This is a genomic window from Pseudarthrobacter siccitolerans (assembly GCF_030823375.1).
Lineage (GTDB): Bacteria > Actinomycetota > Actinomycetes > Actinomycetales > Micrococcaceae > Arthrobacter > Arthrobacter siccitolerans_A.
This window is the reverse complement of record NZ_JAUSXB010000001.1, coordinates 527,029-545,103: the sequence shown is the minus strand read 5'-3', so window position 1 is coordinate 545,103 and position 18,075 is coordinate 527,029. Positions and strand designations below refer to the sequence as shown.

Below are 18,075 nucleotides of genomic sequence, written 5' to 3'. Positions count from 1 at the left end.
AATCAAGAGGGAAAAGTAAATGGCCATCGATATGGCTCAGGTGAACCGCATCCACTCCTTAGAGGGTGAGATACATGTGGCCGAGCTGGAACTAAAAGCAATCAAGGAACGACGGACGGAGCTAGTCACAGACCTGCCGGAGTACAAGGAACTGGAGGTGGCCCAGGCGGCCGTCAAAGCCGCCAGCGTGAAGCTCAAGCTGGCTATCCAGGACGACCGGGAGCTCAGCGTCTTGCACGTCGATAGGGGAGAGGTGGCCTATCACCTCCACGACCTGCGGGAGATGTTGAGCCATCACCTCGCCGCCTACGCCCAGGACACCGCCCGCGATGTCATCAAGGATTTCCAAGGGCGCAACCGGCAGATCGAGATATCGGCCAAGCTCTCGAAGCCAGGCAAGCGAGTACTCGACCAGGCGAAGCTGCCGTTCAGCCAACACTTTGGAGTCCGGCAGGTAATCGGGGAAGCGCCGGCGGCTAAGCAACTAGAACTAATGCAGGAGAACAAATAGGTGGCCGGAACTCAATCTGGCGGCAAAAAGGCCGCTGCCAAAAACAAGCAACTGTACGGAGCAGACTTCTATAAACAGATCGGAAAAGCCGGGGGACATAAGAGCCGTGGTGGCGGGTTTGCCTTCGACCACGACCGGGCAGTGTATTGGGGGAGCATCGGCGGTAAGTCACCGCGAAAACTCAAGAGTCGTTAGCGATCGTCCTTTTGTCCTCACGCCGCCAGCGTGCCCTCATTCGTCTCTTTGCGAGAGCCCTTCTTTTTCGCCCGAATGACCTTAGCAGGGTTCTCCCAAAACCGTAACGGTCAACGCGATGGCCACCGCGTTCCAGCGCCCTTTGAAGGCGTGAAACCTCATGCAGCTTACCGTTTACCGTTCGTCGCCACCAATGGCCGGAGTTGTCGCGAAATTCCGCGTCGATGCTATCTGCAAACCACTCAGTTGGCGAGAGCTTTTCCTGCGGAATGAGGATTTCCTTTTCCGCGATGAGTTCTCGGGAACGTCCTTTGACCACCACATGTAGCTGAACATCAAAGATGGGCTCATCACTTAGGTTGTGTACCGTATGATTCCAGAACCTACCGCGCTGACTACGGTAGTAGGCGACTTTCCGAGCCTGCGCGAGTAGGCGAACCCTTGCGTCGCGCCGGATAACATAGAAGGTGGCGAAGAACGCCGAGCCAGTGATGACGGCTGATGCCCATTGGCCGACGGTGCCCCAGGTGTCAGGGTTGAAGTCCATCATCTGCCCATTCAATTTCGAGGTCGGTTGAACATAGTTTTTCTAGGTGCATTATATGTTCGAGCAATTCCTTGGAGGCTTTGTCATAGAATGCCGTATCGGGCGCAGTCCTTTGCTTTATCGAAACCAGTGCATCCTTTAGTGTGCTGATCGAGAGTGCTACTCGTAACGCCGCCAGCCAGACGGGTCCCGGCGACAGGACTCGGAATTGCATCACGGACACGACGCTAGCTCTCGCAAGGGTTTCATCCAGGTCCTTACGAGAGCCTAGGTATAAGTTGACCATTGCTAGGTGCAGGTCATGCGCCTCTTCGAGAAACTTCGAGTACACATCGACTTTGCGATCCCTCAGCCACTGGGCGTGTTCCAGCCTCCGTTCGTGCTCCCGTTGAGCCTCAGCTTCTTCGCGCGCTGCCGCAATAGTTGCCGCTGTATTCTGGCTATTGAATGCACCGGCTATCAGAGCTCCACCCAAACCCGCCGTGATTGCTCCGCAAGCCACAACGATCAGCCGTATAGTCTCCCCATCCATGGGGACAGTCTGCCAGAATGCTCACTACTGATAGTCCCGCCACCCCAGCAGCAGGAGTAATCATGGACAGCGTTGAACCAGACGACTTCGAGGACATCCAAGACCAGCAGTTGATTGATGATGAAGCCGGCAGAATCGTCCGGGCTATCCAGGCTGGTGAGTATGACGAGCAGCAAGGCACCAGGGCCATCAGCGACTTCGTGAAGCACCGGCCAGTTTTAGCAGTGCGCTCTCTGGGTCGATCCATGGGGCAAAAGATATTGGATTACCCCAAGAATGATCCCGACTGGACGGTCGGCTTTGTTGCAGAATTCTTGGACACTACGCTGCCGCCCCTCATCACAGCACGCTACGACCCGGACCTGGACGAGAACAGAACATAGCTTCATCATCGTCTTCGGCTATGTCAAACAGTGCCAAAAACCGAACATCTTTTTGAGCGTAAGAACCACGTTGCAAAAATCTGTTATGCCATAAATTTCGGACAATTGGTGATTTTGAGCGTGGCGTCGCACAACAGTGATTGTGTGTCGCAAAATAAACGCCTTACGACGTATCTCTCGCTTGTGCATAAAGCCCTTGCAATTCCAAAGTGCTTGGCGCATAATTCACAGCACATAAACAAGGCGTCTACCAAATGCAGCCACAAGTGCTGACCGAAACCGACCCACTCACTGCGCTCTACATTACCAAGCGCATGTTGAAGGAAGTCCGAAAGTATAAACCAACCCGGCCATATCATGCAGCTCGAACCTGCAAGTTGAACGGCTGCGTTTGGCATAAACGGAGAATCGCCAAATGATAAAGCAACGTTCCCTCCTAATCTCCGGCCTCCTGGCCACTGGCGTCACCGTCTTCGGCCTCTCCGGTGTCAGCTCCAGTGAACTAGACCTACCAGGCCTGAACCAGCGCATCGACAACATCGACGCCCGCACCACCAACAGTGAGCAAGACATCGTGAAGCTCCAGGAATCGACCAGCACCGCTCCGGCCGAGCACATGGTCGTGCCAGACCCAGTGACGGTGAAGGTAGTTCCGCCGCCAGCAGACCCAACGCCTGCTCCGGCCTTCATAGAACCAGCCCCGGCAACTCCCGCTCCTACAACTGCTCCCACTCCGGTGCCATGCATAACGCCGGTGATTTCGAACGCACCAGGCATCAGCATCGTCATCTATCAGCCTGAGGGGTGCCGGTAATGGAATCACTCGTAGTCACGCTTGGAACAGCAAAGAAGCGCAAGGCGGCCGGATTCCCGCAGGATAGCCACTTCGTTTGGGAGTACGCTGCTGGCAGTCATTACCTACGCCCTCGGTCTGATGAGCGTTATGCGGGCTATGGACGAGCCGCCGCCCCCACCGCCCAAGAGATAGCCGACCAAGTACCGCATGAGTTTGAAGCCATGAAACTGTCTATCAGCCCAAGTAGGGATAAAGGCTTCTGGCTTGCGTCTTATCCCGCCATGAATCACCTTTATCCGCAGGGCAAAGGCGCGACCATGGCCGAATCCCTCGCCTCGCTCTGGCTGAGATTGCAGGAGGCGAAGTAATGGGATTCGAGCCGGACTATCCGGGGAGCTACGAGCCCATCCGACTCCTACCCGGCCAAGTGGTCTACAACGACCCCGACGGCTTACTCCAGGCGCAAAAAGGGGAGCAGCCGAAGAGGGCTGCTCCCCGTAAGCGGAAGCTGGATTCACTGTCAGAGTGGCCAGGCTTCAGGGCGGTGAAGCGATGAAATGGGAATGGGATGAGCGCCGAGTTCTCTGCTGGCTAGGGCTACACGACTGGCTCCGCATCGAGGGGCTGCGAGAGGGCGAGATAATCGGCTGCCGCAGGTGGTTCTGCAATAAGTAGTAGTGACTACCGCCGAACCAGCCCCAGCACCACGCCCATCAGCACAAGTACCAGAACCACCGTCACCGCCGACCACATAAAGGCGTAGACCGGCATACCAGAAGCCGCGGCCACACCAGCGGAAGTAAGCAGGCCCACAATGAGCCCGATGAACAGACCCCGCTTATCCTGGGCTTTCAGATTCATCACACGCACCTCATCGGATAGCCGCCGAACCGTGGATACACTCTCAGCTTATTCGGACAGTAGCCGTTGATGGCGATGTAGAACGCCGCCGCCGTCAGTACCACCGCGATAGTCGGGCAGGCCCAGCCAGAAGTCTGGATGCAGACCGCCGCCGATACGCCGGCCGCCGCTCCGGATGTGATTGCGCCCTGGTCAGCCCGGTCCAAATCTACGTACGCGCCATAGAAGTTCGAATACCAGTCGTTGCCTATGGTGGGCATCGCATTAGCGGCTGTACTGGTGCCTAGGACTAAGCCCAGGGCGACCAATATGGCCACGATTGTTTTCTTCACCATGTCTCCTCGAATTAGGGGTGATACTTCGAGGTTGGCACCGGTGGATATACGAGGGCAATTAAATGAATCAGGGCCAGAACCTAAATAAGTTCCAACCCTGATTCTTTATTTTGTCCCCAGGCAATCCACAGATTTACCGTGGAAAACAGCCGGCACCAGTCAGACGTGCGCACTATCTTCCTGGTTGGTGTCGGCCTAGTGGGCGGCTTCGTACTTCTCCAAGATGTCGGCCTGAATACGACCGCGAGTGTTGACCTTGAAACCGTTGTCGAGTGCCCACAGGCGAACTGCCCTGGTATCTACGCCGGAACCGCTAGATTTACGACCAGCCGGCCGACCACGGCCTCCGGAGGTCTTACGGCCGGCGTTGGTAAAGCGCTCCAATGCTTGACGCAGCTCATTGGCGTGGTCATTATTCAAATCGATTTCGTATTCGGTGCCATCGAGGCCGAACTTGATAGTTTCATTGGCTTCCGAGCCGTCGAGGTCGTCGGAAAGAATTACTACTGTCTTTTTTGCCATGTAGTAAGACTACTACCTATGTCGGCTTAGTCTCTCACTTCGGCCTTATCCAGATTGCTCAAGGCTTTAACGGCACCTTTGACGATCTGTTTTGAGGGATGGTCGTTCTTTAGCTTGGCATAGTTTTCAAGGTCGATGCCTTCAACTTCAGAGGCGTAGAGTTTTACTATTTCGGACTCTAGTTTCAGGCGCTCCACGGCGAGGTTCGACTCGGCCCGAAGGATGCGGCTATTGTTCCAGGCGTTCTTGACCTCGATGAATTTTGGCAGCAGCTTGGCTATGGCAGTGAGCACAGCGATAGGGCCACTTACCAGGAGAACGATTTCCAGCGGGCTACTCAGCGATACAGTTTCAACTCGGACTTCAACATCGGGCATCGTTCCATATGCTCTTGTGTTAACGACAATGCCCCGGAAGTTGCGGGTGATGATCTTGAAGCCTTTGAGGTGCTCCAAATTGGCTCGGCTGGCTCGTTTCGCAACAACCCTTCGGATGCCTGATTGGCGCGGGGTGATCGGCCTGCGAGGACGCAGGATATTCCTACCTTGGAGCAATAGGGTCATCAACGATTCGACATCACGGATGCGGCCCGCCAGCTGCGAGAGCGTGTAGTCACGGGAGTTGAAGAGGAGCCGTACCTCGATTTGATTATTGGAGACAGGTGTCTCTGCTAGGGCTTGGCCGCCGCTGGACTCACTCACTGCATACTCCCCAGGTTGAAACTTGAACTGGCCTAAGCCTACGGGCGTAGGGGCTTCGCCTGACAAGAAGACGCGCGCGCGTCTGGCACGATGACGGGTATGAACAATGTTCCCATCATGCTTTTCCAAGCTGGAGCTACCGCCATTCCCACCTTGCTGATTGCGATAGCCGTAGGGCTGAAGCAGGGCGCAGCTCAAGCGGAGGCCTTTGAATCCTCGTCGAAGCCCATGAAAATCGTGACCGTGTTCTTCGGGGTCGTTCTTATACTCAGCTTAGTTTGCGGCGAGCTGGCGGCTATTACTGCTCTATATCACGGGGAGGGTGATGTCTTCCTGGCGAAGCTGGTGTGCATCGCCATTACTAACTGCCTCGGCATCTTGGCCTTTGAATTCCTCCAGCCGCTGGCTGAAGCTATGCCCGTCCCCGCTGCACTCAGCCTTTTGATAGTAGCCTTCCTCTCGTATATGTATATGGTCGTCTATATCGCCTGGCTTCTCTAGGTTCGCTATTCACAGCACCAGCGGTTTAGTTCATAATCAGGGCAATAACTGGAAAGCCACGAATGGCCGACGACACTGATTCTCCGAATAACAAACCAACCGGCAGAGGTGGAGCTAGGCCAGGTGCTGGCAGAAAGCCTGGGGTGCAAGAGGCTGCCACGATCGAGCGGGCTGCTGTCTTAGCTGCCTATCGGGCGCGAGTCGCTAGGAACGCCGACCGCCTGTTCAATTCCCAGCTGGCATTAGCTGAAGGCCTACAGATTCTCTTTAGGGTCGACAAGGATTCCAAGGGCAATGACCTGCCAGCTGTCCAAGTGACCGACGCCGCGGAAATCAAGGCCTACATTGACGGCGAAACTGAGGGCGAAGAGTACTACTTCATCAGTACCAAGACCCCTGACAACCGGGCTATCGACTCCATGCTTGACCGCGCCTTTGGCAAAGCCCAGCAGAGTATCGACCTAACGTCCAAGGGAAAGGAACTGCCGACACCAATCCTCGGCGGTCTCAGCGTCAATGCTCTACCGAGCGACGACAGCAACCCACAAGATAGCTAGATGCCGTAAGCGCATCCGAGCAGTCCAGGGCGGTACTTCGGCGTCGAAGACCATCTCAATTCTGCTTGTCCTAATAGACCTCGCTCAGAGCGATGAAACGCCTAAGCTGACCAGCATCGTCAGTGAATCCATGCCGCACCTGAAAAAGGGTGCCATGCGCGACTTCCTCAACATCATGAAGGCGCATAACTATTATCAGGAAGACCGCTGGAACCGCACTGATTCCATCTACACCTTCGAAACCGGCAGTCAGATTGAGTTCTTCGGCGCCGACAGTCCGGACAAGGTTCGCGGACCACGCCGCGATCGCCTCTACGTCAACGAGGCCAACAATGTCCCCTACATGGCGTATGACCAGCTTGAAGTCCGTACCAGAGAAACCATCTGGCTCGACTGGAACCCCACGAACGAGTTCTGGTGGTACACGGAAGTCGCGCCGCAGCAGGACCACGACTTCCTTATCGTCACCTACAAGGACAACGAAGCCCTGGAGCCGGCCATCGTCGCTTCCATCGAAGCCAGGCGCGGCAATGCTCAGTGGTGGAAGGTCTACGGCCTGGGTCAGCTGGGTGAACTCGAAGGGCTTGTTTACCGAGGCTGGCAACACCTGGATGAGGTGCCGGAAGAAGCCCAGCTGGTCCGCGAAGGTTTGGACTTCGGATATACCAACGATCCCACCGCCATCGTCAGCATCTACCGCTGGAACAATGCCTTTGTCTTGGACGAGGTCGAGTACCGCACTGGTCTTATGAACCCCGCCATCGCCAAGATTCTCCTAGATCTGCCTGAGCAAGTCCTGACCGTTGCGGATAGCTCGGAGCCCAAGAGTATCGATGAGATAGCGGCGCACGGCGTGAACATTACCGGCGCGGTGAAGGGGCCGGGCAGCGTGAACTTCGGTATCCAGGTCGTTCAGGACCAAACCATTTATGTGACTAAGCGCTCGACCAACGTCATCAAAGAGCAGCGGAACTATATGTGGAAGACAGACCGAGACGGAAAGCCGCTGAATACACCCGAGGATAGCTATAACCACGCCATGGATGCCATTCGATATGCCATTAGCGATATCAAGGCGAGTAAAGAGCCTCGCCTCACGTTCTTATAGCCGTATCAAAACATTAGAATTAACATTAGTATAGAAATAACTAAACACTAGGAAATATGGGCTTAAAGGAACTAACCTCAAACCTGATTGTCAGCACCCTCGGCCAGCTGGGCAAGAAGAAGAGCGCCACAATGACGCTGGATGAATTATGGACGAGCGGTTCAAGCCTGTTCAACCGGGGCGGTACGAAACTCACTAACACCCGCGCCTATATGCAGCAGTACCTGGATTGGGTCTATGCCGCCGCTTCCACCATCGCCAAAGACACGTCTCAAATCGACTACCGCGCCTACGCCAACCGCGGCAGCACCAAGACCGGAAAGATGGCCGGCCGTCTGCTGAAGCACCAGGGCAGCTACAAGGCGTTCCTGCGCTCTCAGCCCACGCTGGAGGAGCTGGATAATCACATTTTGCTCGACCTGCTCGACCACCCCAACGTCGTCATGGACGGCCAACGGTTCCAGGAACTGACTGACCTGCATATGGTCCTGGCTGGTGAGGCGTTCTGGGGCGTCCTCCGCAATGGCTTGGGCAAGGCGGAGCAGCTGTGGCCCATGATGCCGCACCTGATGAAGCACGTCGTCGGCGACGATGGCGCTGTCACTGGCTGGGTCTACCGCGTAAACGGTAAAGACATCCCCTGGGAAGCCGCTGACGTAGTCCACTTCCCGCTGACCGACCCCAACAACATCTACCGCGGCATGAGCGTCGTCCGCGCCGCTGCCAGGGCCATCGAGACCGACGCTCACGCTGCTGACTGGAACCGGAACTTCTTCTTCAACTCCGCCCGGCCCGACCTGGCATTGGAAACAGATTCCACGCTGACTCCTCAAGTCTTTGAGCGCATGAAAGAGCAGTGGAACGACGAGTATCAGGGCACTTCCAACTCTCACAAGGTCGCCATTCTCGAAGCCGGCCTGAAGCTGAACAAGTTGACCATGACTCAGAAGGAAATGGACTTCCTGGAGAGCCGTAAGTACAACCGCGATCAGATACTGGCCATGTTCGGCGTTTCCCGCGTGATGCTGGGACTCATCGAAGGTGACGGCCGCTCCAATATGGAGGCCGCTGAGTACAACCACGCCAAGCGCGTTGTCCGCCCGCTCATGGCCCGCAAGGCTTCCATCATCAACCACCGCCTAGCCCCGGAGTACGACGCCAAGCTCATCATCGGCTTTACCGACCCAGTGCCGGAGGACAAAGAGTTCCTGCTGAAAGAGCGCAAGGAATCCATCAACCTGTACAAGACAGTGAATGAGATTCGAGCCGAGCTGGGGGATGAGGGCATCAACGGGGGAGACACCTTGTTCGTACCGAACACGCTGCGGCCGATAGAGCAGGCCATCTTGCCGCCGGAGCCCGTACCAGTGGACCTTCCGGCCGATGACACTGAGGGTAAGAAGAGCCTGGGAAAACAGTGGCTCGAAGCCTCTACCAAGACGAAGACGAACGCGAGCTAATCGGCGACGCCTTTCACGGCATCCAGACCAAACTCTCCAACGGCTACCAGTCCCGGTTCCTGATGAAAGCCCGGCTGCATTTTGATATGCAGAAGGTGGAGGTACTGGAGAACTTACCCACTCTCGCTGAGGACAAAACACTCAAACGGGCACCCGGTTCCCTGTTCGATAAGGAAGCCAACCTCAAGCGCTTGGTCGCATTCTTCGCCCCCATCTATACCGACCACGTCCGGGAGGCCGGCCAGGAGGCCATGCTGCTCATCGGACTAGCGGGCTTTGATTACGAAGACCCTTACGTCACTGACTTCATCACCAATCGCAACGGCAAGGTCAGCCGGGGGATCGAGGACGAGACAGACAAGCAGTTGCGGACGGAACTGGCTGCCGGCCTAGCTGAAGGCGAGAGCATCGCTGAACTGACGGCCCGTGTCGAGCGGGTCTACGGTGCCGCCGCTGGTTTCCGGGCTGACCGTATCGCCAGGACTGAGACCATCCGCGCCAACAACTTCGCCTCCCAGGCCGCCTGGAAGCAATCAGACCTAGTTGAAGCCAAGGAATGGTTCACCGCCAAGGATGAGCGGGTCTGCCCGTACTGCGGCCCGATGGACGGCAAGGTCGTGGAATTGACTGGCCGCTACTTCAATAAGGGCGATGAGTTTCAACCAGACGAAGCTGATACGCCACTAAAGCTGAATTATGAGCATATCGAAGGGCCGCCTTTGCATTCCAACTGCCGCTGCACCTTATTGCCTGTGCTAAAAGACGTGAATGAATTATGATTGCGCTAAAGGTAACAAGGATAAAGCATAAATGAAGACAGTCGCCGGCATAGAGCAGGATAGGGAGCAAGCCACAGCCTCCGTATTCGGCAAATCGGTACGAATTGAGCAGAAGCTAGAAGAGCTTGAGGGTAAAAAGCCGGAGACCATCCGGACGGTTATTCCGTTCCAGATTAAGAGCCTGAACGAAGACGACCGCACGATCGAATTCATCGGTTCCACCAAGGCCAAAGATTCCTACGGCGACGTAATTGAACAGGCCGGTTGGGAGCTGAAGCGCTTCCTGGGCAACCCGGTCGTGCCGTGGGGCCATAACTACTCCATGCCGCCAGTGGCTAAAGCCCTCGAAGTCGGCATCAAGGACGGCAACCTAACCTTCAAGGCACAGTTCGCTACCAAGGACGAGTACGAGTGGGCCGACACGATCTTCAAGCTCTACAAGGGCGGCTATCTCCGCGCCTTCAGCGTGGGCTTCATCCCGTTGGAGTACGACGGCGACTGGATGACCGGCTACACCTTCACCAAGTGCGAACTGCTGGAAGTGTCCTGCGTAACCGTCCCCGCTAATCCCGAGGCTTTAGTCCTGGGATTCAAAGACGGCACATTCTCCGAAAATGAGCGCAAAGCCATGATGAGCCAAGCGCACAAACTAATAAAAGCATTGACGGAATCAGACGAAAATTCTGATAATGAAGACATGGAATTAAAAGAAGCCGTAACCGAGCTCACAACCCAAGTAAAGACACTGACTGAACTGCTAACCGCTAAAGCGGAAGAGCCTGCTGAAATTGTTAACGACCAAACCGAAGCTGACGCTGCGGAAGCAACTGAAGTAACTGAGGATAAGTCAGAGCTAGAGGCATCTGATGGCACCGAAGTTGAAGGCGAAACTGAAGACAAGGCCGAGGGCGAAGCTGAACCGGAAATCAAGAGCTTGACCGCCGATGAAGTCCGCGAAGCTGTGCGAGCGGGCGTTAAATCCGAGATTGATTACAAACTCGGCAAGATCGACTAATTAATCACTAGAGAAAGAGGTTATGAAACCTGAAGAACTCAAATCAATAGTAAGCGAGACTGTCGCTGAAGAAGTTGCCAAGCTGATGAAAGAGCTGCCCGTTGCTGAGCGCAAAGAAGTAGCTGAGAAGATCGCCGCCGGCCGGACCCCCAACGCTGATGTTGTCGCCTCCGTGAAGTTCCTCGGCAGCCTGATGGACCCGGCTTTCACCAAAGACCTGTCCATCTCGACTGACGCCAACGGTGGCTACTTGGTTCCGACCGAGTTCTACAACACCCTGGTCGAGAAGAAGTTCAAGGTCGGTTACCTGAAGCACTACGCCACCATCATTCCGATGGGCAGCGACAAGATGGAAATCCAGACCGAAGGCAACGATGTCTCCGTGAACTGGACGACTGAACTGGCCACGATCACTCAGAGCGACCCGACCTTCGGCCAGGTAATCCTGAACGTGAACCTGCTCGCCGGTCTGTCCCGCATGAGCCGCCAGCTCTTGGCTGACGCTGCCATCAACGAGGGCATCGCCGAACTGGTCATCCGCAAGTTCGCCAACAAGCTCGGCCGCACCGAGGACACCGCTTACATGACGGGCTCCGGCACCGGCCAGCCCAAGGGTCTCCGCGCTTACACCATCAGCCAGAGCGTCGCTCAGGCCGGCGCAAGTCTCGCTTCGACCGACATCGTGAACCTGATCCACGCACTGCCTGAGCAGTACCGCACCGAGGCCACCTTTGTCTTGAACGACAGCATCCTGAAGTTGGTACGCAACCTGCGCTCGACCGACGGCAAGCACCTGTTCGAGGAAGCCTTCAACGCCGGCGACAACCGCGTCGGAACGCTCTTCAACCGCCCCGTCATCACTCAGAACGACATTCCGACCAACCTGGGCGCTGGAACAAACGAGTCCGAAATCTGGTTCGGCGATATCAGCTACTACTACATCGGCGACCGCCAGGAAGTATCGGCTGAAGTATCGACTCAGGAAGGCACTAGCTTCGAGAAGCACCGCGCCGCCGTCAAGGTCACTGAGCGCTTGGATGGCCAGCTGACCATCACCGAAGCGTTCGCCAAGCTGACCGCCGTCAAATAGTAACTAACGGAGATATCTACCAATGGCAGATAAGAAAGAAAAAGACCTGACGCCAGTAACGCTCCTCGCTACCGGCACCGTCACTCCCTATTTCAAGGGCGACGTGTTCACCGTTCCGGCCTATGTAGCCAAGGCCCTGCTCGATCCGAACCGCAAAGACGCGGACGGAAACAGCATTGAGGTCAAGGTCGAGAAGTTCGACAAGACCAACAAAGACCACGCTGCAGCTCTCGTAGCCCAGCGCGGCAAGACCGAAGATGCTGAAGTCGAAGCCGTCAAAGGCGAAGGACTGAAGCCCGCCGAAAAGAACGCTTAGTTCTTCGCGCCCTGCCGTCCACAGCGAGGGCAGCGGTGAGGAACCAAGAAATCAATGTCATATGCAACCCTTCCCCAGCTAAAGAGCGCCCTCACAATCACTGACTCGGCTCAGGATACTTACCTGACTGATTTGCTGACACGGGTGAGTGCCTGGATAAACACCTACACTGGGCGCTCCTGGTCCGACACGGCTCAGACAGTGGCCGCCGAGTTACACGAGGGCCAGGGCCAGCGTCTTTGGTTACGGAATACAGGGATCACCACCATCACCACGGTGGAAGTGCGGGACGTGCGCTCGGACGCCTGGGAAACCCTTGGTGTCGATGACTACGAGTGGACGAGCAACGGCCGGCTGCTACTGCCGCTGAATTATGCCTTTGTGAAAGTGGCTTACGCCTATGACACCGGCGCAGCTCCCAGGGATATCGAAATGGTTGCCATTCGCCTGGCTAGCCAGTTGTACCGGGACAACACCGTGTCCAAGGAATCCCTGGACGACTATTCCATTGAGTATCACGTTCAAAGAGTCTCGCCAGATGAGCTGGGAGTCTTGGCCGCTTACCGGGTGAGGAACATCTAGTGTTCACGCCGCTGCTTACTCAAAGCGTCACCGTCTCCCGGCCAACCGCTACGACTGGCATCAAGAAGACGTACCAAGATGTCGGCAGCGCTGTGCCGTGCTTTATCCGCCCCTTCGATGATTCTGTAGCTGGCCAGGGCGGCGGGGGAGCGTATAGCAAGGCCTTCCGCTGCTACACCGACATCTCGGCAGACATTTTGGAGGGTGACCGCCTCACCGATGAGAACGGCACGATTTACTTCGTCCGGGGCATCCGCCGAAACAACGTCGGCAACTTCCCTCATCTCAAGCTCACGCTGGCTGACGACAAGAGGGTCTAAGCATGGCCCGCACCATTGAGATTGAGGTCAAGGGGCTCCCCGAGCTTGAATCGCTGTTCGCTAAAGCGCCACAGCGCACCCGTGCTGAGACAGCCAAGGCCCTGGAATACTCCGCCATCCTGATTCAGCGCAACGCCAGGCAGGAAGCGCCGATAGACAAGGGGCAGCTCCGCAGCTCCATCGGCATAACCCGTCTCGCCAATGCAGTGGTAATCCGCCCAGGTGTGAAATACGCGCTTTATGTGCATGAAGGCACTGGGCTTTATGGCCCCAAGCGCGCCATGATCCGACCGGTCCGGGTGATGGCCTGGCGGGGGAGAAGCGGGGCAGTGTTCGCTCGCAGCAGCCGCGGCCAGCGTCCGAATCAGTTTATGGATCGCGCCGCCGATCGTTCCCGCCCTGGCATCAACGCTGCTTTCGACCAAGCAATCAAAAACATCATCGGAGGGAAGTAAGTGAGCAATCTAAGCACCATCAGCAATGAGATAAAAACCATCGTGGAAGGCGTACAGCAGTCAGGAAGTGCAGCATTCACGGAAGTGGTCGAGTACCCGACTAATGAGTTCGAGGGCTATCCTGCGGCCTCTGTGGTGCCGACAGCGGTTGAGAGCACTGTCTTCACCTCTACCCAGAACCAAAGGGCCTACGGCTTCATGGTGGAGCTGTACTACAACGTCGACCAGAACAACTGGGCTTCCGCCTTCGATATTATGCGGGACCTGGTCGACGCCGTGCTCGACGCCTTGGATCAGTCCGAGGATTTGAATGCCAGCTGTGACTTCCTCAAAGCCGTGCCGATGGAATGGACACTGCAAGAAGCTGGTCAGGGATTAGTACTGGCGACGGAAATCCGATTAGCGGCAGTGAAAGACGTAGACGTTAGGTAATAAATTAATTACGATACTAAGCAAAAGGATTACTAATAAATGGCCCAACGGAAATTACAGCGCAACGGATTACTCCAGCCCTTTACGGTAATGCTGGAAAATCGGCCGTATCCGACCGAGGCTAAAACTATCGAAGAGGCCATCGAGCAAGCGAAAAAGAAGCGGGCCGCTGAATTAGGAATCATAAACAAGGGAGAGCAGGTGAATGAGTAACAGTGAAATTGGTCGCAAGGTTGCCTACGGCATTGGAAAGGAAAGCACGGCCGGCACAGCTGTAGCCCCTACCTACTGGCCCAAGCAGCTAGAAGCGGACTTCATGCAGAAGTCAGACAAAGAGATGAACGAATCGGCCCTGGGTGTACTGGACAAGTACAACTCGGCCGAAATCATGCGCGACTACGGTCAGGGCAAAATCAAGGGAAAGATTTGCGACAAGTCCATCGGCCTCATTCTCGCCTCTGCCTTCGGTGCCGCTCCCGTCAGTTCGGACAACGCTGACTCGGATGCCACCATCAAGGACCATACCTACAGCCAGTCCCAGGTTTCCGAGCAGCTGACCCTGACACTGGCCCTGAAGGATGCCCTCCGCGACGAGCGCTACGCCTATGGCGTGATGAGCAGCTTCGACTTTGAAGCAGCTGTTGGGCAGTGGGCCACTTGGGCTGCCGACTTCATTTCTAAGAAGCCCACGACTTCAGCCGGCAATACCGTCGCCTATGTCGCTGAGAACGAGTTCAAGGCCAAGCACATCAGTGTGAAGCTAGCCTCCACTGTCGCCGGTCTGTCTGGAGCCACGGCCATCTCCCTGAAGGACGTGAAGTTCAACGTCAGCAAGAACGCTGAGCCCTGGTACGCTCTGGGTTCCAATGACCCAAGCAAGATTCATACCAAAGAGGTCGAAATCAAAGGTGACTTCACCGCGCTCTTCGACTCTGCCACTCATCACGATGCCTTCTTCGCCAACACCAACCAGGCAATGAGCATCACCCTCGTGAATACCGACGTAACCATCGGCGCCGCTGCCAATCCCAAGCTCGTCTTCATCTTCCCGAAGGTCAACTTCAGCGACTGGGGAACCGACCAGGGCCTCGGCAGCATCGTCGAGCAATCCATCGGTTTCCAAGCCCTCTACAGCCTGACGGACGGCTACTCCTGGAATGCCGTCCTCACTAATGCGGTGGCCAGCTACTAATGGAACTCCAGGAAACGATTGAAATCGAAACGCCGATACTGCACAAGAAGGTTGTGCTGCGCGGCTACATCACGGGGCGCATCAAGCAAGAGGTTCAAGCCGTCATGCTGTCGTCCGTGACCGAAGTGTCGGTTGAGCAAGCTACCAAGTTCGACGGCACTGCTGCCCTGGCTGCAACCAACAAGGCGCTGGAATTGATTGTCCTATCCGTCGACGGCAAGTCTGAGGGCGTGCTCGACGCGGTACTCGACCTGCCGGAAGGCGACTACGACTTCATAAAGGCGGAGGTCGACAAGATCCAAAACCCTTTAGTGATAAAGACCTCCACAAACTAGAGAGCGATTACAAATCGCTATTGAAGGGTCATTCAGGAGAACTACATCCGGCCCTTTTCGCTGCCATGGTCTGCAAGGATTACGGCTGGACGCTCTGGGAATACTATGAACAGCCACAATGGTTTTTAGAAGTTATTGCGGTTAAGATTAGGGCAGAAGCCAAAGTCCAACAACAACTTGAACAGCGGCAGCAGCAAGAAATAAGCAGGAATACCATGAGTGGCCGCTAGTGAGCTACAAATTGTTGTAAGGGCGATCGACGAAGCTTCGGCGACGTTGAACAAAGTCCGAGGCGAACTCAATCGAACCGGCTCTGAATTTGATGGCGTAAGCGCTCAAAGCAGTAAGTCTTCGACCGCCATCGACGGGTTCAAGAACAATGTATTGCCCCTAGCGGCCGTTGCTGCCGGCGCGGGTGCTGCGGTGCATCAGCTGGCTGGCTTTATGGGTCAATCAATTGATTCTGCTAATCGCCTGCAGAGCGGTCTGACCGGCCTTAGCTCGGTTGCCCGGGCCTTCGGGCACGACGCGGATGCCGCTAAACGAGCAGCGCAGAACCTGGCCAAGGACGGTCTGATGACCGTCGCCGAATCGGCCACCGGCCTGAAGAACCTGCTGGCGGCCGGATTCAGTCTGCCTGAATCCATCAAGCTGATGGAGCGTTTCAAGGATTCGGCTGCCTTTGGCCGGCAAGCCTCGCTGGGCTTCGGTCAGGCAGTTGCGAGCGCCACTGAAGGTATCAAGAACGGCAACTCAATACTCGTCGACAACGCCGGCGTCACGAAGAACTTGTCCATGATGCTGGAGGAGGCGGGATACTCCGCCCAGGACCTGATGAAGGCCAGCTCCGACGCGGGAGTGAGGCAAGCCATCTTCGGCGGCATCGTCAAGGAAACAACTGCTCAGCTAGGTGATGCCGACCGGCTCACCAGACAGTTCGCCGGTTCTCAAGCGCAAGCTGCGGCTCAAACGGAAGTCCTAAAGCAGCAAATCGGCACGGCGCTGCAAACTGCCCTCCTGCCTTTACTGCAAGCCGTCACACCGATAATCGTTTCCCTGGCTGGATGGGTGCAGGAGCACCAGCGACTGACGGGGACCATCCTGATAGCGGGTGGCGTATTCCTGGCGATGATCGCTGTTCTAGGTTCCATTGCGGCCATCGTCGGCGTGGTCATCATCGCCTTTGGTGCAGCAGCAGCGGCCACAGCAGCAGCAGTCGGAATCGGCATCGCTGCGGTGGTCGGCTTGGCTGTTGCCGTCGCTCTCAATATGGACCGCGTAAAGGGTGCGATTGCTTCCGTTCCAAACTTCATAAGGGATAACTGGGCTCAAGTTGGGGGGCTGTTGCTGGGGCCGTTCCTAGGGCCGCTAAACACCATCCTCGGCCTGATAAATCAGGTCATGAACGCTTTTGGAGGCATCAAAGGTGTTCAGTCCGGGATAAGCAGTGCTGGCAAAGCCCTCAAAATCCCTGGCTTCGCAACCGGCGGATTTACTGGCCAGGGCGGCGCTGATGAGGTGGCGGGCATCGTTCACAAGGGCGAATACGTGGTGCCCCGGAGCCAAGTTGATCAAAGTACGGGGCTGCCGCTCATGGGCGGTGGTGGCATAACCATCAACAACACGAACCACATCTACAGCCCAATCGATATGGATGAAGCTAACGCCCGCTTGGCCTGGGGACTCGCTAATGCTTAGTTTCTCCGTCGACACCCTCGCCATTTTGAATGCCACAAACTACGTCCTAACAGACGTGGACGGTCTGGACGCTCCGCCGTACCGCGTCACCGCATCTGAGAACGCCGGCGAGGATGGGGGAAGTGTGGGGGCTGCCTTCTACGGTTCACGCCTCGTGACGCTGTCCGGCATCGTCTCGGCCACTAACGCGGCGGACTACCACCAAGCCCGGCGCAATCTGGCGTACATGTGCCGCATCCGCAAAGACAGCTACGGCTACCCAACGATGACGCCTTTCAGCTTTACCACTTTGGACGGCGTGGCCTATACGTTCAGCGGCCAGATAAAGGGCTTCAAGGTCGAAACTAAACGACCGACCTACGGGAAGTTTTTCATCAGCATCGTCTGCCCTGATCCAGCTATCTATGGAGCTGCCTTCACGAGCGGGGCTGTGACCCGGCCGAGCGGCGGCACGGTCAGCTTTCCGCTGACATTCGATACCACCTTTGAATTCGGTACAGGCACCGGCGGCAGCGCCTCGATTTACAACTACGGCAACGCTGATGTCTGGCCCATCATCACGCTGCGGGGAGTGGGAACGAGCCCCTACATCTACTCGGCCAGCCGGGGGAAAAACATGAAGCTCAACTACACGACCACTTTGTCTTCGGACGTGATCGTCATTGATATGAAGAACAAGACCATCGTGCTGAACGGCACTACCAACTTGCTTAGCTACAAGGACGTAGATTCCGACTGGTTCTCAGTTGAGGCCGGCGTGGTCACGAGCGTCCAGTTCAACACTTCGGCCAGCAGTGACGGCATGACGATGGAGGTGACGGGCAACGTCGCCTATGTGGGCATCTAATGAAG

At 56.2% G+C, this 18,075-nt stretch carries 27 protein-coding genes and 1 pseudogene; 22 read left to right on the top strand and 6 right to left on the bottom strand.

From position 1 onward, the window contains the following. Positions 1 to 19 precede the first annotated feature (19 nt). Positions 20 to 511 carry a hypothetical protein gene (locus tag QFZ36_RS02615; RefSeq protein ID WP_306633684.1) on the top strand — a complete coding sequence of 164 codons (492 nt, stop codon included), beginning with the start codon at positions 20 to 22 and terminating at the stop codon, positions 509 to 511. Positions 512 to 692: 181 nt separating this feature from the next. Here the strand turns inward: QFZ36_RS02615 and QFZ36_RS02610 are convergent, their stop codons facing one another. Both QFZ36_RS02610 and QFZ36_RS02605 read right to left on the bottom strand, forming a co-directional pair. Continuing rightward, positions 693 to 1,256, bottom strand: coding sequence for a hypothetical protein (locus QFZ36_RS02610; RefSeq protein ID WP_306633681.1), 564 nt, complete (start codon positions 1,254 to 1,256; stop codon positions 693 to 695). Continuing rightward, positions 1,237 to 1,785, bottom strand: a complete 549-nt coding sequence (locus tag QFZ36_RS02605) for a hypothetical protein (protein ID WP_306633680.1) — start codon at positions 1,783 to 1,785, stop codon at positions 1,237 to 1,239. The genes QFZ36_RS02610 and QFZ36_RS02605 overlap by 20 nt, the downstream gene beginning before the upstream one ends. A gap of 62 nt (positions 1,786 to 1,847) precedes the next feature. Between QFZ36_RS02605 and QFZ36_RS02600 the strand changes: the two genes are divergently transcribed. The 3 genes from QFZ36_RS02600 to QFZ36_RS02590 all read left to right on the top strand — a co-directional run bounded on the left by QFZ36_RS02600 (position 1,848) and on the right by QFZ36_RS02590 (position 3,332). Continuing rightward, positions 1,848 to 2,168: a hypothetical protein gene (locus QFZ36_RS02600; protein WP_306633679.1), complete on the top strand. Its 321-nt coding sequence runs from the start codon at positions 1,848 to 1,850 to the stop codon at positions 2,166 to 2,168. Positions 2,169 to 2,583: 415 nt separating this feature from the next. Next, entirely contained in the window at positions 2,584 to 2,982 is a 399-nt protein-coding gene (locus QFZ36_RS02595; RefSeq protein ID WP_306633677.1) for a hypothetical protein, read from the top strand. Continuing rightward, positions 2,982 to 3,332: a hypothetical protein gene (locus QFZ36_RS02590; RefSeq protein ID WP_306633675.1), complete on the top strand. Its 351-nt coding sequence runs from the start codon at positions 2,982 to 2,984 to the stop codon at positions 3,330 to 3,332. The genes QFZ36_RS02595 and QFZ36_RS02590 overlap by 1 nt, the downstream gene beginning before the upstream one ends. A 313-nt stretch (positions 3,333 to 3,645) precedes the next feature. Here QFZ36_RS02590 and QFZ36_RS02585 read toward each other — a convergent pair whose 3' ends face one another. From QFZ36_RS02585 to QFZ36_RS02570, 4 genes are all read right to left on the bottom strand, one after another. Then, on the bottom strand, positions 3,646 to 3,825 hold the full coding sequence (locus QFZ36_RS02585) for a hypothetical protein (protein WP_306633674.1): 180 nt from the start codon (positions 3,823 to 3,825) through the stop codon (positions 3,646 to 3,648). Beyond that, positions 3,825 to 4,160, bottom strand: coding sequence for a hypothetical protein (locus QFZ36_RS02580; RefSeq protein ID WP_306633673.1), 336 nt, complete (start codon positions 4,158 to 4,160; stop codon positions 3,825 to 3,827). The genes QFZ36_RS02585 and QFZ36_RS02580 overlap by 1 nt, the downstream gene beginning before the upstream one ends. Positions 4,161 to 4,355: 195 nt before the next feature. Continuing rightward, positions 4,356 to 4,682: a histone-like nucleoid-structuring protein Lsr2 gene (locus QFZ36_RS02575; protein ID WP_306633672.1), complete on the bottom strand. Its 327-nt coding sequence runs from the start codon at positions 4,680 to 4,682 to the stop codon at positions 4,356 to 4,358. 26 nt (positions 4,683 to 4,708) lie between these two features. Continuing rightward, positions 4,709 to 5,383: a hypothetical protein gene (locus QFZ36_RS02570; RefSeq protein ID WP_306633671.1), complete on the bottom strand. Its 675-nt coding sequence runs from the start codon at positions 5,381 to 5,383 to the stop codon at positions 4,709 to 4,711. Between the two features lie 99 nt (positions 5,384 to 5,482). On the opposite strand from QFZ36_RS02570, the gene QFZ36_RS02565 reads away from it, so the two are divergent. From QFZ36_RS02565 to QFZ36_RS02485, 18 genes and pseudogenes are all read left to right on the top strand, one after another. Further along, positions 5,483 to 5,884 carry a hypothetical protein gene (locus tag QFZ36_RS02565; protein WP_306633669.1) on the top strand — a complete coding sequence of 134 codons (402 nt, stop codon included), beginning with the start codon at positions 5,483 to 5,485 and terminating at the stop codon, positions 5,882 to 5,884. A gap of 62 nt (positions 5,885 to 5,946) precedes the next feature. After that, the gene (locus tag QFZ36_RS02560; protein WP_306633667.1) at positions 5,947 to 6,441 is read left to right on the top strand and encodes a hypothetical protein; all 495 of its coding nucleotides are present in this window, start codon (positions 5,947 to 5,949) and stop codon (positions 6,439 to 6,441) included. Further along, positions 6,401 to 7,549, top strand: a complete 1,149-nt coding sequence (locus QFZ36_RS02555; protein ID WP_306633665.1) for a PBSX family phage terminase large subunit — start codon at positions 6,401 to 6,403, stop codon at positions 7,547 to 7,549. Before QFZ36_RS02560 ends, QFZ36_RS02555 begins: the two co-directional genes overlap by 41 nt. 56 nt (positions 7,550 to 7,605) lie before the next feature. Beyond that, positions 7,606 to 9,009 (top strand): phage portal protein, encoded by a 1,404-nt coding sequence (locus QFZ36_RS02550; protein ID WP_306633663.1) that lies wholly within the window; start codon positions 7,606 to 7,608, stop codon positions 9,007 to 9,009. Further along, positions 8,967 to 9,788, top strand: a complete 822-nt coding sequence (locus QFZ36_RS02545; RefSeq protein ID WP_306633662.1) for a phage head morphogenesis protein — start codon at positions 8,967 to 8,969, stop codon at positions 9,786 to 9,788. Before QFZ36_RS02550 ends, QFZ36_RS02545 begins: the two co-directional genes overlap by 43 nt. 31 nt (positions 9,789 to 9,819) lie before the next feature. Then, positions 9,820 to 10,803, top strand: a complete 984-nt coding sequence (locus QFZ36_RS02540) for an HK97 family phage prohead protease (protein WP_306633661.1) — start codon at positions 9,820 to 9,822, stop codon at positions 10,801 to 10,803. Between the two features lie 22 nt (positions 10,804 to 10,825). Continuing rightward, positions 10,826 to 11,893 (top strand): phage major capsid protein, encoded by a 1,068-nt coding sequence (locus tag QFZ36_RS02535; protein ID WP_306633660.1) that lies wholly within the window; start codon positions 10,826 to 10,828, stop codon positions 11,891 to 11,893. Between the two features lie 22 nt (positions 11,894 to 11,915). Then, complete coding sequence (locus QFZ36_RS02530; RefSeq protein WP_306633658.1) at positions 11,916 to 12,209, top strand: hypothetical protein; 294 nt, start codon at positions 11,916 to 11,918, stop codon at positions 12,207 to 12,209. 54 nt (positions 12,210 to 12,263) lie between these two features. Beyond that, positions 12,264 to 12,398 (top strand): annotated as a pseudogene (locus QFZ36_RS20910) (phage head-tail connector protein); the annotation flags it as partial. 12 nt (positions 12,399 to 12,410) lie between these two features. Next, a complete protein-coding gene (locus QFZ36_RS02525) occupies positions 12,411 to 12,791 on the top strand; it encodes a hypothetical protein (RefSeq protein WP_373427093.1) in 381 nt (126 codons plus the stop codon). After that, entirely contained in the window at positions 12,791 to 13,111 is a 321-nt protein-coding gene (locus QFZ36_RS02520; protein ID WP_306633654.1) for a hypothetical protein, read from the top strand. The genes QFZ36_RS02525 and QFZ36_RS02520 overlap by 1 nt, the downstream gene beginning before the upstream one ends. A gap of 2 nt (positions 13,112 to 13,113) precedes the next feature. Continuing rightward, positions 13,114 to 13,566: an HK97-gp10 family putative phage morphogenesis protein gene (locus QFZ36_RS02515; RefSeq protein ID WP_306633652.1), complete on the top strand. Its 453-nt coding sequence runs from the start codon at positions 13,114 to 13,116 to the stop codon at positions 13,564 to 13,566. Then, positions 13,567 to 13,998, top strand: a complete 432-nt coding sequence (locus tag QFZ36_RS02510; RefSeq protein WP_306633650.1) for a hypothetical protein — start codon at positions 13,567 to 13,569, stop codon at positions 13,996 to 13,998. Positions 13,999 to 14,037: 39 nt separating this feature from the next. Further along, complete coding sequence (locus QFZ36_RS02505) at positions 14,038 to 14,211, top strand: hypothetical protein (protein ID WP_306633649.1); 174 nt, start codon at positions 14,038 to 14,040, stop codon at positions 14,209 to 14,211. Then, the gene (locus QFZ36_RS02500; protein WP_306633648.1) at positions 14,204 to 15,190 is read left to right on the top strand and encodes a phage tail tube protein; all 987 of its coding nucleotides are present in this window, start codon (positions 14,204 to 14,206) and stop codon (positions 15,188 to 15,190) included. Before QFZ36_RS02505 ends, QFZ36_RS02500 begins: the two co-directional genes overlap by 8 nt. After that, on the top strand, positions 15,190 to 15,525 hold the full coding sequence (locus QFZ36_RS02495; protein WP_306633646.1) for a hypothetical protein: 336 nt from the start codon (positions 15,190 to 15,192) through the stop codon (positions 15,523 to 15,525). Before QFZ36_RS02500 ends, QFZ36_RS02495 begins: the two co-directional genes overlap by 1 nt. A gap of 219 nt (positions 15,526 to 15,744) precedes the next feature. Then, positions 15,745 to 17,223, top strand: coding sequence for a hypothetical protein (locus QFZ36_RS02490; RefSeq protein ID WP_306633644.1), 1,479 nt, complete (start codon positions 15,745 to 15,747; stop codon positions 17,221 to 17,223). Next, complete coding sequence (locus QFZ36_RS02485) at positions 17,216 to 18,070, top strand: phage distal tail protein (protein WP_306633642.1); 855 nt, start codon at positions 17,216 to 17,218, stop codon at positions 18,068 to 18,070. Before QFZ36_RS02490 ends, QFZ36_RS02485 begins: the two co-directional genes overlap by 8 nt. Positions 18,071 to 18,075: the final 5 nt, after the last annotated feature.